The sequence below is a fragment of the Peptoniphilus lacrimalis DSM 7455 genome, from assembly GCF_000378725.1.
GTDB lineage: Bacteria > Bacillota > Clostridia > Tissierellales > Peptoniphilaceae > Peptoniphilus_A > Peptoniphilus_A lacrimalis.
The window spans coordinates 188,428-205,087 of sequence record NZ_KB900368.1; the positions used below are offsets into that span (position 1 = coordinate 188,428).

Consider the following 16,660-nt stretch of genomic DNA (forward strand, 5'->3'; position numbering starts at 1 on the left):
GCCTGTCCTTTAGGACTGTCCCCCGTAACAAGAAACCAAGCGAAGCGAAGGCTGATTGTTGAATTTTACGACTAGGACTGTCCCCCGATTTAAAATAACTGGACTGTCGAAATTCAAAAAATTTAAAGAAAGGGACAGTCCCTGATTTTTGTGTTTGATGATGGAGGAATAATAATTGAGGAAGGATAAGGGACAGTCCCAATAGGGACAGTCCCTGATTAAATACAGTCCCTTATTAAATATCAAAAAAAGGAGAAGTTTTGGTCTTCTCCTTATTTTTATGCTTTCATTAACCTTAGTGAATTAAATATACATAGTAGTGATACTCCCACGTCTGCAAAGATTGCAAGAAACATTGTTGCAACACCTAATGCACCTAAAATCAAGATAATTATTTTTAAAATCAAGGCTAGTCCAATATTTTCGTAAACAATTCTTTTTGTCATCAGGGATATTTTTATAGTTTCTACTACTTTTGATATTTGGTCTTTTAGTAATACTACATCTGATGATTCTATGGCTATATCTGAACCTGAACCCATCGAAATTCCAACATCTGCTCTTGTTAAAACTGGGGCATCATTTGTTCCGTCACCTATAAAGGCAACTTTTCCTTGGGAGTTTTCCATAATATTTTCTAATTTTGAAACCTTATCAAGGGGCAACAGATCGCCGTAGAAAGTATCTATACCGACACTTTTTGCAACATCTCTTACTATTTCTTTTTTATCTCCTGATAAAATAACTGGTTTTATGCCTAAGTTTTTTAAGTCTTTTATATCTTTTTCTACTCCATCTTTTACTTTATCACGAAGACTTATTATGCCCAAAAGTTTCTTATCTCTTATGACATATACATGAACTGCTAGGGGCAAATCAAATTTTTCTTCTAGGGTGATTTCAAATTCTTTGAGAAGTTTTAAATTTCCGACTAAAAATTCTTTACCATTGTAGGTGTAGCAGATTCCCTTTCCATCAATATTTTTTAAATTTTCAGGTTTGGGTAAATTTTCTTCCATTCCTGCTATTGCTCTTGCTATGGGATGGGTTGAATATTGTTCGCCTATTGCTGCAAATTTTATTACATCTTCTTTACTTTCTTCTATGGCTAAAACTTGAAAAACTTCAAATTTTGCTTGTGTGATTGTTCCCGTCTTGTCAAAGACTACAGTTTTAACATCTGTTAGGGCTTCAACAAAGTTTCCTCCCTTAACAAATATAGCTTTTCTTGAAAGTGAACCGATTCCAGCAAAAATTCCTAAAGGAACTGAGATAACTAAGGCACAGGGGCAAGAAATTACCAAAAATATACAAGAGCGATAGATAGCTTCTTTTATGGTATAGTCTGTTATTATGGGCAAAAGCAAGGCTAAGAAAAGAGCAATAAATACTACTATGGGTGTATAATACTTGGCAAATCTTGTAATAAATTTTTCTACTCCTGCTTTTTTTGAGGAGGCATTTTCGACCATATCAAGAATTTTGCCTATAGTTCCCTTTGCGTATTCTTTGGTAACTTTAATTTCTAATAGACCGTTAATATTTAAAACTCCTGAAAGAATTTCATCATCGACTTCAACATTTACTGGGACTGATTCTCCTGTTATATTTGATGTATCTAACTGTGATGAGCCTGAAACTACAATCCCATCTAGGGGGATTTTTTCTCCAGGTTTTATGACTATAACTTGACCTATTTTAACTTCTTCAGGGTTTACTTTTTTTGTGCCATGGGTAGTTTTTAAGTTTGCATAGGCTGGTTTTAATTGCAAGGCTGCACTTATATTTGACCTTGAACTTTCTACTGCCATATCTTGTAAAAATTCTCCAAAATTATAAAATAGCATTACCGAAATGGCTTCTGTGTAGGCACCTGTAAAAAATGCTGCAATAGATGCAATAGCCACCAAAAAATTTTCATCAAAAAATGACGAGATTTTCTTGTCTAGGGTGAAAACTTCTTTTAAAACATCTTTTGCTACAAATAGGTACAAGGCTAGATACAAAAATACTTTTATTTGTGATGAAACTAAGAAATGAACCCCTAATAAAGTCACAAGTTCAAGTAAAAATATTAAAATTGTTTTTTTGATATCTCTCTTTTCATCATCATCTGTTATATTTTCCACTACCCTTACCCCGTCTTCAATAGAATCACATAGATTTTGAATTTCCTCTTTTAAATCAAAATTATTTTTTATAAAACTCTCAATCTCCAATTTTTGATTAGAAAAATTAAAGGTTGATGATTTGATGTAAGCTTGGGAATTTATTTTATCTTCTATCTTCTTTGCACATACTGGGCAATTTAGACCTTTCAAATAAAATATATTTTTTTGAGAAGAATTTTTCATTATATTTTTAGTCATTTTTTTCTCCTTTTATTATTTGATTACTTGTTCATATGTTACTATATTCATTATAGCATATGCTCATTTCTTGTCAATAGTTTTATAAAATATAAATTATAAAATTAAATTAAAGACAAATAAAAAAATAAGCGTCAAAAAGTGACGCTTATAAAAATATAAATTTTATTTTATCAGTTCAATGATATTATTAATCTTGTAATCGGCTTTTGCTGACTCTTCTTTTTTCCCGTATCCGTAGCTTGCAAAAATTGCCTTCAAATTATTTGCCTTTGCTCCTTCAATATCATGAAACCTATCTCCCACTACTATTATTTCTTTTGCCATATCATCCATTAAGATTTTTATTATTTGTCCCTTATCAATATAATCAAAAGTTTGGGCAGGAATTAGTTTTTTAAAATATTTTTTTATACCATATATTTCACAAGCAAGGTTTAAATATCTGTTGCTGCAATTTGAAAGCAGATACAGATCGTATCCTTTTTCTTTTAAGGTTTTTAAAACTTCTACTGTGCCTTCATATAGTGAGCCTTTTTTTGCCAACATATTTTCTTCCATAGACTGACCTACAAGGCTTATCAAGGGAGCGACCATTTCTTTTGTGGCATTGGGATAAATAATTTTCCAGGCATCTTCAGCACTATAGCCTAATAATTTTCCTGAAAAATTATCATCAACTTCAAATTTATCAATATATCCCTTATCTTGAAGAATTTTTACTGCTTTTGCAAGGGCTGGAGTATAAATTTTTGTGGTTTGGTGAAGAGTTCCGTCAAAATCAAAAATTATAGATTTAACATTTTCTAGCATATTTCATCAAATAAATTTGCCATTTCAATTGCTGTTATTGCAGCATCAAAGCCCTTATTTCCTGATTTTACTCCTGCTCTTTCGATAGCTTGTTCAAGATTTTCTGTTGTTAGAACTCCAAAGATTATTGGAAGTCCTGTTTCTAAACTTGCTTGAGCTATTCCCTTAGCCACTTCTCCTGCTACATATTCAAAGTGAGATGTTGCTCCTCTTATTACTGCTCCAAGACAAATGACTGCATCATATTTTTTAGAAAGGGCAAACTTTTTTGCAGCTAGTGGAATTTCAAAGGCTCCTGGTACCCATGCAATTTCAATTTCTTCTTCCTTAACACCATGTCTTTTTAAGGCATCAATTGCTCCTGATAAGAGTTTTGATCCGATAAATTCATTAAATCTTCCTACAATTATTGCGTACTTTTTTCCTTGTGAATATAAATTTGCACTATATGTTTTCATTTTTACCTCCAAATATTTTATATAATTATTTTGTAAATTCTTCTAATAGGTGATGCATCTTCTTTGCTTTGGTTTCCAAATAAAACTCATCATATTCTGTTGACTTAATTTCTATGGGAACTCTATTTTTTATTTCCATTCCAAATTCTTGTAACTTATAAATTTTGTCTGGATTATTTGTCAATAACCTTAGTTCCTTGGCTCCCAATTCTCTTAATATTTGCGCTCCTACACTGTAATCTCTTGCATCTTCAGGAAAACCCAGGGCTAGATTTGCTTCAACTGTATCCATACCTTTATCTTGAAGGGCATATGCTTTAATCTTATTGACAAGACCTATGCCACGTCCTTCTTGACGCATATATAAAAGTATGCCACGTCCTTCTTTTTCAATTTGCATCATAGCAGTTTGCAGTTGTCTGCCACAGTCGCAACGTGCAGAATGAAAAGCATCCCCTGTCAAGCATTCTGAGTGAACTCTTGTGAGAAGATTTTTTCCATCTCCAATTTCTCCTTTTACAAGGGCTATATGGTGTTCACCATTTATGGTATTTACAAAGGCATGAGCAGTAAAGTTTCCAAATTCTGTGGGTAGCTTTGCAACTGCCACATCTTTAACTATTTTTTCATGTCTTTTTCTGTAATGAATCAGCTCGTCAACTGTAGTAATTTTCATGCCAAGTTTTTGGGCAAGGTCAAAAATTTCTTTACCTCTCATCATGTGGCCGTCATCAGCCATAATTTCGCAGCAAAGACCACATTGTTTTAAACCTGCAATTTTAAGTAAATCTACAGTGGCTTCAGTGTGCCCTCCTCTTACAAATACTCCACCTTCTTTTGCTACTAATGGAAACATATGGCCTGGTCTTCTAAAATCTTCGGCACTAGAATTTTCATCAATAACTTTTTTTGCAGTTATAGATCTTTCATAAGCTGAAATACCTGTTGTTGTATCAACATGGTCTATAGAAACTGTGAAGGCTGTTGAGTGGTTGTCGGTATTTTCTGTTACCATCTGTTTTAAGTCAAGCCTTCTTGCGATTTCATCTGACATAGGCATACAAATTAAACCCTTGGCAAGACTTGCCATGGTATTTATATTTTCACCGCTGGCAAACTCGGCTGCACAAATCATATCTCCTTCATTTTCCCTGTTGGGATTATCAGTAACTATTACTATTTCCCCTTTTTTTAGGGCTTCAGTAACTTCTTCAATAGAATTTATTTGCATTTTAACCTCCTAATAAAATCCATTTTCTTTTAGAAAATTCATATCTATCTTTTCTTTATCTTCACTTTTATTTAAATATTTAAAAATATATTTGCCAATAATATCAGTTTCAACATTTACCAAGTCGCCCACTTTTTTTGATTTTAAATTTGTGTTATTAATGGTTGTGGGTATTATTGAAACTTTAAAATAAGTATCAGTAACTTGAGAAACTGTTAGGCTTATGCCGTCAATTGCAATTGATCCTTTATAGACAACTTCTTTCAAAGAATCCTCGTTTATGCTGATTTTATATTCTACAAAATTATCAATATTTTTTATTTCAATAATTTTTCCAAGGCTATCAACGTGGCCTTGAACTATATGACCGTCAAGCCTTTTGTCTAAGGATAATGCCCTTTCAAGATTTACAGCATCTCCTTTTTTTATATCTTTAAAAGTTGTTTTATTTAAGGATTCTTTCATGATATCAGCTACAAAATAATCATTAGAAAGATCAGTAACAGTTAGGCAAACTCCATTTGTTGCTATGGAATCTCCTAATTTTGTACCCTTAAGGACAAGTGAAGCTGATACATTTATTTTATAAAGATTTTTTTCCTTTGAAATTGAATTAACTTTTCCAACTTCTTCTATAATTCCTGTAAAAATATTATTCCTCCTTATCTACATAGGCATTAATTAAAATATCCTGTCCCATCTTTTCGACTTGAAAATCTTTTATTTTTATTGCATCCTTCATGAGAGTAATGCCCTCTCCTGCAACGGGACTAAGACCACTTCCGCCAATAATTTTTGGACCTATAAAAAATATTATTCTATCAACTAAATTTTCCCTTAACATAGAATAGTTTAGATTTCCTCCTCCCTCTAAGAGAACAGAGCATATGTCAAAATCTTTTAACTTAGAAAATAAATCTAACAAATCTACACGTTCATCTTTTTTCTTGCAAACAAGAATATGAACATTTGCCATTTCTTTTAACTTATTATACTTTTCTGTGTCATAGCCTTCTGTACAAGCAATTATTGTTGGAGCATCAGATGATGATAAAAGTTTAGCATCAAGAGGAATTCTAAGTTTTGAATCCACAAGAATTTTTGTGGGGTTTTTGTAGTTGCCATAAATTCTCACATTAAGGGAAGGATCATCTTTAAGAACAGTTCCAATACCTACCATTATTGCATTATTTTCTGCCCTAAGCTTGTGAACATAATCTCTTGAAATCTGAGATGAAATCCATTTGCTATCACCTGTAACTGATGCAATTTTGCCGTCAAGAGTCATGGCAGATTTCATAGTAACAAAAGGTCTTTGGGTTTTAATGAAGTGGAAAAATTCTTCATTTAATTTTAAGCCTTCCTCTTCCATAATCCCTTCAACAACTTCTATTCCAGCATCTTCTAAAGTTTTTATGCCCTTGCCTGAAACTTTTTTATTGGGGTCAACATTAGCGATTACAACTTTTTTAATTTTATTTTCAATAATTGCCTTGGTGCAAGGTGGCTGTTTGCCATAGTGGCAACATGGTTCTAAATTTACATATAAAGTAGAACCTTCAAGGGACTCGCCATTTTTTTTGGAATCTTCTATTGCCATAGTTTCGGCGTGAAGATCACCAAACTTTTTATGGTAGCCTCGTCCGATAATTCTATCATCATTAACAATTACACACCCTACCATAGGATTAGTAAGTGTAAAGCCCTTGCCCTTTTCGGCAAGCTCCATAGCCAAGGACATATAAGACCTATAATCCACAAATTCTAACATAATTTCTCCTTATATAAAAAAAAATAAGCCCACAAGGGGCTTAAAAATTCGCACGCAAAACGCATAATTTTTCTCTCATCCAGACTATACTGTCGGTATTGGAATTTCACCAATTCAGCCAAAAAGCTCGCGGACTTTACCGCCGGTGAGGAATTGCACCTCGCCCCGAAAAACTAATGTATTAATTTATATATAGATATTAACACTAAGTATAAATAAATGTCAAGACTTTAAGGACTAATTAAGTATAGATTTTGTAAATTTAATTATTGAAAAAAATTTTTTAATTTAGTATAATACTTTAAGAAACATTTACAAAATTATATAAATTTTTTGTAAAAATTTGTTGACATATTAAGATTGGTCTTGTAAAATATTAAAGGTAGCCAACTTGAATATACTTTCTTGGAGAAATACTCAAGAGGCTGAAGAGGCTCCCCTGCTAAGGGAGTAGGTCCCGATAGGGGCGCGAGGGTTCAAATCCCTCTTTCTCCGCCAATGGTGAGGGCCTTTAGCTCAGTTGGTTAGAGCGCCCGGCTCATAACCGGTAGGTCCTGGGTTCAAGTCCCCGAAGGCCCACCATTATAAGTTGCCAATTTAATATTGACAACTGTTTTGCCCAGATAGCTCAGTCGGTAGAGCAGAGGACTGAAAATCCTCGTGTCGCTGGTTCGATTCCGGCTTTGGGCACCAATATTAAACCTGTAAGATATTCTCTTACAGGTTTTTTTATGCTGTCTTTTATTTATTTTTAATTGTCAGGCTAGATATAAGATTTTACAAACAGTCTTTTATACTTGTGATTTTCTTTACATATAATAAAACTAAATCATATATTTTATTATATGTAAATACAGATATCTAAATTGCATTTACCATATTAAATATTGGTAGGGCAATTGATAAAACTATAAAACCTATTATTATTGATAAAATTATTATGAGTATTGGACCTAGAAGTTCTAAAAATCTCTTGTTATAATTTTCTGTTTCTTCTTCGTAATAGTCGATAAAATTTTTAAATATTTCCTTAAAACTTGAAGTTTCCTCTCCGACTCTTACCATAGATATAAATATTTTGGGAAATATATTCATATCTCTAAGACTTTGCCAGTAGGCTCTACCTTTTTTTAAATTTACAGATACTTTTCCTAATTCTTTTTTTATAAGTATATTTGCCTCCATTTTACAAAGGGTTTGTGTTGCTTCATCTATTGTGAGGCCTGCTGATAAGATTGTATAAATTGTAAAAGAAAATCTCAGTGTATAAATTCTTTTATAGTAGGCTGATTTTAATAATATTTTATCTTTTATCTTGGGATTTTTCTTTAGATATATTATAAAGAAAAAAGAGATAGCTAAAAATATAAAACTTATTATAATAAAATTTTCCCTCAATATTTTTGAAAATCCTATTAGGAGTCTTGTCATCAAGGGCAAACTCTCTCCTGCTTGGTCATAAATATCTGCAAATGTTGGAATTACATTTAACATCAAAAAATTCACAACTAGGGCTGAAACTATAATTAATATTATTGGATATGTCAGAGTGGAATAAATATTTTTTCTCAATTTTTCCTCTCTTTTGTAGAAGGATGCCAATTTTCTAAAGACTTGTTCTAAGTTTGATGAGTTCTCTCCGACATCCACTAGACTTACTATAAAATCTGTAAATTTTTTGGATTGAGCCATAGCCTGACTTAAAGATATACCACTATGCAAGTCTTGTGAAATTTTTAAGAGAATATTTCTTTTTTTCTCATTAAAATTATCGGCTACAATCTTTAAAGCTTCTTCTAAGACTATACCCGATTTTAAGATTAGAGCTAGTTGAGTAAATAAAAAATAATAATCTCTGTTTTTAAATTTTATATTTAGGCTTATGCCTTTATTTTTTTCTATATCCTCTTCAAGGCTTATGGGTCTATATCCTTGACTTTTTAAGTTTGTTAAGGCTTCTTGGTAATTTTTTGCACTTATCTTACCTTTTTTTATTTCTTTTCCATGAAGGACTTTATAGGTAAAATTCATATCTCACCTATTGTATTTATATTTCTATAATATTCTTCCATAGATGTTTGACCATTTTCTACCAGTGATAAAATTTCTGAAGCTAAAGTTTTCATTCCTTGGCTTATTGCATAATTTTTTATTTTTCCTATGGATTTTTTCTCGCTTATCATTTCTTTTAAAGTTTCATCTACTATCATTATTTCAAACACTGCAATTCTACCCTTGTAGCCTCCATTACACTTGGGACAGCCCCTTTTTTTATAAATTTCCTTGTCTTTAAAAAAAGGATTATTAGATATTTCTTTTTCCTTACAATGGGGGCAGAGTTTTCTTATTAGTCTTTGGGATATAACTCCTATTAAACCTGCTGAAACTAGATAGGGTTCTATACCCATATCAATTAGTCTACCTACAACTGCTGGTGAATTTTCTGTATGTATTGTTGAAAAAACTGTATGACCTGAAATTGACGCAGAAATTGCAATATGGGCTGTTTCTTTATTTCTTATCTCCCCTATCATAATTTTATCGGGATCCATTCTAAGAATTGATTTTAAACCTCTCTCAAAGCTTAGCCCTGTATTTTCATTTACTTCTATCTGATTTATTCCAGCAATTTTATATTCAATGGGGTCTTCTATAGTCATTATATTTATTTGTGAATTTTGAATATATTTTAAAATTGTATATAAGGTTGAAGTTTTTCCTGAAGATGTTGGACCACTTATAAGAACTAGACCTTGTGGCTGACTTATGACTTTCAAAATATTTTTTAAATTTTCTCCACTAAGTCCTATCCCCTCTGGGCTGTAATCCACCCTTCCCACATCAAGAATTCTAAAAACAATTTTTTCGCCGTAGGCTGTGGGACTTGTTGCAACTCTTATATCAATATTTCTGCCCCTAAAATTAAATGAAAATCTGCCATCTTGTGGCAGTCTTTTTTCTGCAATATCAAGTTTTGCCATAACTTTTATTCTAGTTATTAAATATGGATAAAGATTTTTTGGAAATTTAGAAAGCTCATGCAGACTTCCATCTATTCTAACTCTGACAAGTACTGAGTCTTCAAGATTTTCTATATGAATATCAGAAGCATCTTTTTCTATTGAAAAATTTAAAATATAATTTAAAACTTTAGCCACTGGTGAATCTTTAGACTCATCTTCTAAGTCATCAATACCTATATCTTCACTATATAAGTTTTTTATCTGATCTAGAATTTTATCATCTAGCTTTTTTTCAAATAAGCTTTCTATTTCCTTAATAATTATATCTTTAGACTTTTTTATAAATTCTATATCCTTTTCTGTAAGCTCTTTTATATTGTAATTTAGAAGTTCGTCATCATTTGCAGAATATAGAATAATTTTCTTTTTGTCCTCATAGATTGGTACTATAAAATTTTTACGGCAGTATTTCTCATTTAAAATTTCTAATAAAGCTTGGCTAACTTTATTCATCTTTGGACTCCTTTTTAACATAGGAGCAAGTGGCATTTGAACATCTTATAGTTTTGCCTTTTCTATTTGCTACTTCCACTAAAATATTTCCACACTTGGGGCAAAATTCATCAACTGGTTTATTCCATGACACAAAATCACACTTTGGATAATTTGTGCATCCGAAAAATTTTCTTCCCTTTTTAGACATTTTTATGGCTATATCTCCATCCTTACATTTAGGACATTTGACGCCAATTTTTTCTACATAGGGTTTTGCATTTCTACATTCAGGAAAACCTGGACAAGCTAAAAATTTTCCAAATCTGCCCATCTTTACCACCATATGTCTGCCACATTTTTCACATATTACATCTGTTACGGGATCAGAAATTTGAACTTTTTCTATATTTTCATATGCCTTATCTAAAGCTATTTTTAATTTATCATAAAAAACTCTAACTAATTCTTTCCACTTAAGATTTCCATTTGCAACCTTATCTAAGTCTGCTTCCATTTTTGCTGTAAATTCCTTATTAACTAGACCTTCGAAATTTTCGCACAAAATTTTATTTACTGTCAGACCAAGTTCTGTAGGAATTAATTTTTTATCTTCATTTACAACATAGTATCTTGTTTGAAGGGTTGAAATTGTCGGTGAATATGTTGAAGGTCTGCCGATTCCTAAGTCCTCTAAAGTTTTTATTAATGATGCTTCGTTATATCTTGGAGGAGCTTGGGTAAAGTGTTGGTCTTTTTTAAGTTCTTTTAACTTTAACTTATCTCCTACTTTCATCTGTGGAATAACTTCATCTTTTTTATTGTCATAGGCATAGACTTTTAAAAATCCGTCGAATTTTAATATTGAACCTGTCAATTTGAAGGATTCATTATTTGAAATTATTTCTATGTTGTTTGTTGCAAAGCTAGCTTGTTTCATAAGTGATGCTACAAATCTCTTCCAAATAAGTTCATATAATTTAAACTGGTCTTTATTTAGAGAATCCTTGATTAAATATGGAGTCTTTCTCACATCTGTTGGTCTTATACATTCGTGGGCATCTTGCACATTTTCAGATTTTTTCTTAGCTTTTCTAGCCCTACCAACATAATCCTTGCCATAATTTTCTTCTATAAAATCTAGGGTCATATTTACGGCTTGGTCAGAAATTCTTGTGGAGTCGGTTCTCATATAAGTTATCAAACCTACAAGACCCTCTTCCGGCAGTTTTACACCTTCATAAAGTGATTGGGCAACTTGCATAGTTTTTCTAATTGTAAAATTTATCTTTCTTGATGCTTCTTGTTGCATGGTTGATGTTGTAAAGGGGCCTGCTGGATTTCTTGATCTCTTGCCTTCTTTTACATCTTTAACTGTGAAATTTTCTTTGTCTATATTTTTTATAATCTTATCAACATGAGCTTCAGTTTTTAAGTCAGCCTTTTCAAGTTTATTATTTTTATAAGTTCCTTGATAATTTGCCAAGACTTTTTTTCTATTGAATCTTAAATCTGCATCTAAGGTCCAATATTCTTCGCTTATGAAATTATTTATCTCTTCTTCCCTATCGCAGATAATTTTTAAAACTGCTGACTGAACACGACCTGCTGAAAGTCCAGCTTTAACTTTCTTCCAAAGTAAAGGTGAAATTTTATAGCCGGCAAGCCTGTCAAGTTCTCGTCTAGCTTGCTGAGCATCAACAAGATCCATATCAATTTTTCTTGGTTTTTTTATAGATGATTTTACTGTATCTTTTGTAATTTCATTGAAAGTTACCCTATTTTCATCATCTTCATCCATTCCTAAAATATGCGCCAAATGCCAAGAGATAGCTTCTCCTTCCCTATCAGGGTCAGTTGCCAAAAGGACATTTGTTGCTTTTTTTGCTTCACTTTTTAATTCTTTAATTATTTCTCCCTTACCCCTAATATTTATATATTGGGGCTCAAAGTCTTTATCTATATCAATACCAATCTTACTTTTTGGCAAATCTCTTACATGACCAACGGATGCCATGACCTTATAATTAGAGCCAAGCATTTTTTTGATTGTCTTTGCCTTAGTAGGAGATTCCACAATAACTAAGTTTTTTGCCAAAATTTCAACTCCTTTAAATAATTCTATATTCTGTCAAAGAAATTTTTTCTATCGCTGATTTTAATTCTAATTTTGTTAACAAACTATTTATATAAATTACATCAAAATTTGATTTATTGCAAATTTCTTCTATGGTAATACTTCCATCTTCCATTAAATTTAAAATCAAATTTTCATCTTCTGATAAATTCTTTATTATATGTTTTTCCTCTTCTTTTTTTATAATTGATGGATAAAATGGTAAAATGTCCTCGATTTGTAAAAGAGGTGTTGCTCCATCTCTAATCAGAAGATTTGTACCCTTTGAATAAATTGAATTAATATTTCCTGGTATGGCAAAAACTTCTTTTCCTTGTTCTGCGGCAAGTCTTGCTGTTATTAGTGAGCCACTTTTTTCTTTAGCTTCCACTACTATTACACCCTCACTTAATCCTGATATTATTCTATTTCTCTGTGGAAATGTAAATTTCGTTGCTTTCATTCCGAAGGGATATTCTGAAACTATTGTAGCCTTATCTAATAAATTCATATATAAATTTGTGTTTGCCTTTGGATAAATTATGTCGATGCCATTACCTAAGACTGCTATTGCCTTCATATTTTTTTCTAAGGCTCTTTTGTGGGATAGGGCATCTATTCCATATGCCATGCCTGAAACAATGGTAAAATTATAAGAGGACAATTCGTCTACAAATTTATTTACTGCATAAATCCCATAGGAAGTGTGCTTTCTCGCCCCCACTATTGCTATATTATTTTCTAATTTTATATCTTTACCCCTTATATAGAGAATAGCTGGTGGGTCTTCAATTCTTCTCAAAGAAGATGGATAATTTCCATCTAAAATTGTTGATATTTTTACCTGCAATTTCTGAGATTTATTTAATGTATTTTCTAGTATTTCCTCATATTTACAATAAAATTTCTTAATTTTATCAAAAGTTACTTTTTTCAAAAGAGGCTTATACTGGTTTTCTTCTAAATTAAGAAATTCATTCAAAACTAAATTCTTCTCAATTGAAAAATCTAAAATTTTAATTATATTTGATGAAGAAAGACCTATGGAGCTTAAAAATATTATCGCATTTCTATCCATCAGTTACCCCAAAATTTTGAATCAATAGATCTATATTGGATACTTTCTAAAAGATGGTCTTCCTTTATTTGAGCTGAATTATCCATATCAGCTATGGTTCTTGATATTTTTAAAATTTTATTATAAGTTCTTGCAGACATATTATATTTATTAAAGGCAATTTCCATTAATTTTTTGGACTGCTCATCAAGCTTGCAATATTTTTTTAAATCTTTATCAGGAATTTGTGAATTAAAACTGTAAGCCTTATCCTTGAACCTTTCTTTTTGTATATCTCTCGCATTTTGGACTTGATCTCTCATCTGTTCAGAAGAAAGTGGAATTTTTTCTGTAGATATTTCCTTATAATCAACTTCTGACACCTCCATGTGAATATCAATCCTATCTAAAAGAGGATGGGAAATTTTTGATAAGTATCTTTGAATTTGATATGCACTACAAGTACACTCATGCTTTTTAGAATGACTATAACCACAGGGACATGGGTTCATAGCTACTATTAATTGAAAATCTGAAGGAAATGTTACAGTTCCATTGGCTCTTGCAATATTTATTATTTTTGCTTCCATGGGTTGCCTTAAAACTTCCAAGACATTTTTTGAAAATTCCGGTAATTCATCTAAAAATAATACTCCCTTGTGGGCTAAAGAAATTTCTCCAGGTCTTGGATATGTACCTCCACCTATTAAGGCTACTGCTGATGCAGTATGATGTGGACTTCTAAAGGGTGGTGTGGAAATTAGAGCATTTTCTTTTAATAGTCCAGCTACTGAATATATTTTTGTTACTTCTATTGCTTCTTCAAAATCAAGCTGTGGCAATATTGTTGGAAATCTTTTTGCTGCCATGGTTTTTCCACTTCCTGGTGAGCCGATGAATAGACAGTTTGCCTTTGATGCTGCAGCAATTGTCAGTAATCTTTTTAAATTTTCTTGCCCTTTTATATCTGAAAAATCATTGTCATATTCTACCTTGGTATTTGAAATTTGTCCGACTGCTCTTTCAAGGCTTATATTTCCCCTTAAAAATTCAACTACATCTTTTAAATTTTTTACTGGATAAATTTCAACATCTCTTACAAGGGCTGCTTCTCTTCTGTTATCATAAGGCACAATGAATTTTCTAAAGCCTTTTTCTCTCATGGATATTATCATGGGCAAGGCTCCTGATATTGGATATATTTTTCCATCAAGGGCTAGTTCTCCCAAAAAAACAAAATCATCAGGTGATTTTTCTATAAGTCCATCTGATAATAAAATTCCCACAGCTATGGCTAAATCAATTTGTGATCCATCTTTTCTAAGGTTTGCTGGTGCAAGATTTATGGTAATTTTTTTATTGGGAAAATCATAAGCTGAATTATTTATGGCTGATTTAACTCTTTCTATAGATTCTTTTATGGCAGTATCTGGAAGACCTACAAGGCTTACCTTTGGTAATGACCTTGAAAGGTCTGTTTCTACATCAACTTCATAACCATTTAATCCAAAAAGAGTACAAGTTTTAACACGAGAATACATTATTCCTCCTCAATTTTTTCATATCTTTCACTCATAAAATTATCTGTTTTAGTTATTATATTATTTTGACACAAGTCTTTGAGATTATTTAAAAAATCATCATAAGAATAAGTTGTATCTGACTCTTTATTTACTTCTTCTAATATATTTAAAATTGAAACTGTAGAAAAAGGAAGTTTGTCTTCAATGACTTTATAAAATTCATTCAAATTGTCCACTTTATTTTGGCTCAATTCATCAAAGGGATTTAAAGTGTGAGGACTTTTTGTGTAAGCTGCCCTTACACGAACAAAAGATGAGCGTCCTCTTTCGGATGATGATATAAAAACATCTCCCGTTTGAAGATAAGGTAATCTTTTTGATTCTTCAATTCTTAAGTCAGTTTCTTCTTTTATTGTATCTATATCAGATGCCCTTACAGTTCTAAAAATCATTTTTGTATTTAATTGAGCTGTTATTGTTTCATCAAGAAGGGTCGGTCTTTGAGTGGCTAAGATTAAAAATACCCCATATTTTCTACCCTCTTGAGAAATTTCTCTTAATATAGATTTCGACGCACTTTCATAACCTTTTGGAGCAAAGTTATGAGCTTCGTCTGTTACTATGACAAAGGGTGGGAAAAATTTTGCATCAGTATTTTCCCTATAAATTTCATCCCTATATTCCTTTCTCATATAATATAATTTTGCTAAAAGATATGTTGAAAATACATTTATAATTTTTGTTGAACCTTGTAGGACAACTAACTTACCATTTTTTATAAGTTCAAAAATTATATCTATATTGTAGGAAAAAATACCTTGACCATAGAGAGAATTTAATCTCCATAAAACTCCTCTTGTTGAGGCTGGATTTGTTAAATTTCCATATTTTTCATAATTATCTCTAAGCATTTCAAGCCTTTGAATCTCTGTTAGATCTGTTGCGGCTCCTATTTTGCCATTAATTTTATTTAATCCTCCAAGCTCTTCAGCTTCTATTAGCATTTCCAGCTTATCTTTAAAGGAATAATAGCTTGCTCCTTTATTTAATATTACATCAATTACATTATTCATTGAGTCTGTAAGGGGTGAAACAGAATTTAAAAGATTTTTTAAATCACCCTTATTTAAATCTTGAAATTTTATACCTACATCAAGGCCAATTTGCAGACATTTAAATTTATCATTAAAATCTTTTGTAGAAATTTCAGAGTTTGTAGAAAAATCCATTTCAAAGTGAGGATCCAAAACTATAGTAGGAATCTTTTTTTCCATAATTTCCTCTAAAATTACCCTTAGTCCGAAAGATTTACCAGAACCTGAACCACCAAAAATTCCTATATGAGGATATTGGTGCATGGCTCTATAATTAAATAAATATGGAATATCTTTTTGCTTTACAAATTCATCCTTATCATAGGTGAATAATAAATCCCTATATTCCTCATCCATATCTTTTGTTAAGTCATCAGTATTTTTTATTACTCCGAGAACCATTGCATCTTTAGTATGAATGTTTAAAAGTATATTTTTTATTTCTTCAAAAGTTGGGATTCTTACATCAGAGCCTGTTATAGGTGCGTATAAAACTTCTTCAAAAAATCTTAGCTTTCCTACATAAACTGTTTCATTGTTGATGTCATAACCCATTGACTTAAGAGAAGATAAAACTCCAGCATCGACAAAATCTCCTCCCATGTCAAGAGGAATAAATCTGTTATAGGTTTTTGCCTCAACAATTTCTCCTATTAGAGAGCCTTGGACTGGATCTTGCACTACTAAAAATTCATTATTTCTAAAATTTTTTTCCTTTGAACCTATATATACTTCTTGAGTAGTTGTAATTCCTAATACTTTCATAAATCCCC

At 31.5% G+C, this 16,660-nt stretch carries 12 protein-coding genes, 3 tRNA genes and 1 riboswitch; of the genes, 3 read left to right on the plus strand and 12 right to left on the minus strand.

Annotated features, from left to right (window positions below; all coding sequences use genetic code 11):
- Positions 1-278: 278 nt before the first annotated feature.
- From F594_RS0102465 to ribD, 6 genes are all read right to left on the minus strand, one after another.
- Complete coding sequence (locus tag F594_RS0102465) at positions 279-2,369, minus strand: heavy metal translocating P-type ATPase (protein ID WP_009345265.1); 2,091 nt, start codon at positions 2,367-2,369, stop codon at positions 279-281.
- Positions 2,370-2,534: 165 nt separating this feature from the next.
- Positions 2,535-3,182 carry an HAD family hydrolase gene (locus tag F594_RS0102470; protein ID WP_019034420.1) on the minus strand — a complete coding sequence of 216 codons (648 nt, stop codon included), beginning with the start codon at positions 3,180-3,182 and terminating at the stop codon, positions 2,535-2,537.
- Positions 3,176-3,640, minus strand: coding sequence for a 6,7-dimethyl-8-ribityllumazine synthase (ribH, locus tag F594_RS0102475; RefSeq protein WP_004826355.1), 465 nt, complete (start codon positions 3,638-3,640; stop codon positions 3,176-3,178). Before ribH ends, F594_RS0102470 begins: the two co-directional genes overlap by 7 nt.
- Positions 3,641-3,665: 25 nt before the next feature.
- Positions 3,666-4,871 (minus strand): bifunctional 3,4-dihydroxy-2-butanone-4-phosphate synthase/GTP cyclohydrolase II, encoded by a 1,206-nt coding sequence (locus tag F594_RS0102480; RefSeq protein ID WP_019034421.1) that lies wholly within the window; start codon positions 4,869-4,871, stop codon positions 3,666-3,668.
- A gap of 9 nt (positions 4,872-4,880) precedes the next feature.
- Entirely contained in the window at positions 4,881-5,537 is a 657-nt protein-coding gene (locus F594_RS0102485) for a riboflavin synthase (RefSeq protein ID WP_308532310.1), read from the minus strand.
- Positions 5,524-6,642: a bifunctional diaminohydroxyphosphoribosylaminopyrimidine deaminase/5-amino-6-(5-phosphoribosylamino)uracil reductase RibD gene (gene ribD, locus F594_RS0102490; RefSeq protein ID WP_019034422.1), complete on the minus strand. Its 1,119-nt coding sequence runs from the start codon at positions 6,640-6,642 to the stop codon at positions 5,524-5,526. The genes F594_RS0102485 and ribD overlap by 14 nt, the downstream gene beginning before the upstream one ends.
- Positions 6,643-6,705: 63 nt before the next feature.
- Positions 6,706-6,819: riboswitch (FMN riboswitch) on the minus strand.
- 230 nt (positions 6,820-7,049) lie between these two features.
- On the opposite strand from ribD, the gene F594_RS0102495 reads away from it, so the two are divergent.
- From F594_RS0102495 to F594_RS0102505, 3 genes are all read left to right on the plus strand, one after another.
- A tRNA-Ser gene (locus F594_RS0102495) sits at positions 7,050-7,140 on the plus strand.
- A 7-nt stretch (positions 7,141-7,147) separates the two neighbouring features.
- Positions 7,148-7,224 (plus strand) — tRNA-Ile (locus F594_RS0102500).
- A gap of 35 nt (positions 7,225-7,259) precedes the next feature.
- Positions 7,260-7,335 (plus strand) — tRNA-Phe (locus F594_RS0102505).
- A 168-nt stretch (positions 7,336-7,503) separates the two neighbouring features.
- On the opposite strand, the gene F594_RS0102510 is transcribed toward F594_RS0102505, so the two are convergent.
- From F594_RS0102510 to F594_RS0102535, 6 genes are read right to left on the minus strand one after another with little or no spacing between them, the layout of a single operon-like run.
- Positions 7,504-8,673 carry a type II secretion system F family protein gene (locus F594_RS0102510; protein ID WP_009345284.1) on the minus strand — a complete coding sequence of 390 codons (1,170 nt, stop codon included), beginning with the start codon at positions 8,671-8,673 and terminating at the stop codon, positions 7,504-7,506.
- Positions 8,670-10,118 carry a GspE/PulE family protein gene (locus F594_RS0102515; protein WP_019034423.1) on the minus strand — a complete coding sequence of 483 codons (1,449 nt, stop codon included), beginning with the start codon at positions 10,116-10,118 and terminating at the stop codon, positions 8,670-8,672. Before F594_RS0102515 ends, F594_RS0102510 begins: the two co-directional genes overlap by 4 nt.
- Positions 10,111-12,195 carry a type I DNA topoisomerase gene (gene topA / locus F594_RS0102520; protein ID WP_019034424.1) on the minus strand — a complete coding sequence of 695 codons (2,085 nt, stop codon included), beginning with the start codon at positions 12,193-12,195 and terminating at the stop codon, positions 10,111-10,113. Before topA ends, F594_RS0102515 begins: the two co-directional genes overlap by 8 nt.
- Before the next feature lie 13 nt (positions 12,196-12,208).
- Positions 12,209-13,291: a DNA-processing protein DprA gene (gene dprA / locus F594_RS0102525; protein ID WP_019034425.1), complete on the minus strand. Its 1,083-nt coding sequence runs from the start codon at positions 13,289-13,291 to the stop codon at positions 12,209-12,211.
- Positions 13,291-14,811 (minus strand): YifB family Mg chelatase-like AAA ATPase, encoded by a 1,521-nt coding sequence (locus F594_RS0102530; RefSeq protein WP_019034426.1) that lies wholly within the window; start codon positions 14,809-14,811, stop codon positions 13,291-13,293. The genes dprA and F594_RS0102530 overlap by 1 nt, the downstream gene beginning before the upstream one ends.
- A complete protein-coding gene (locus F594_RS0102535; RefSeq protein ID WP_009345256.1) occupies positions 14,811-16,652 on the minus strand; it encodes an ATP-binding protein in 1,842 nt (613 codons plus the stop codon). The genes F594_RS0102530 and F594_RS0102535 overlap by 1 nt, the downstream gene beginning before the upstream one ends.
- Positions 16,653-16,660: the final 8 nt, after the last annotated feature.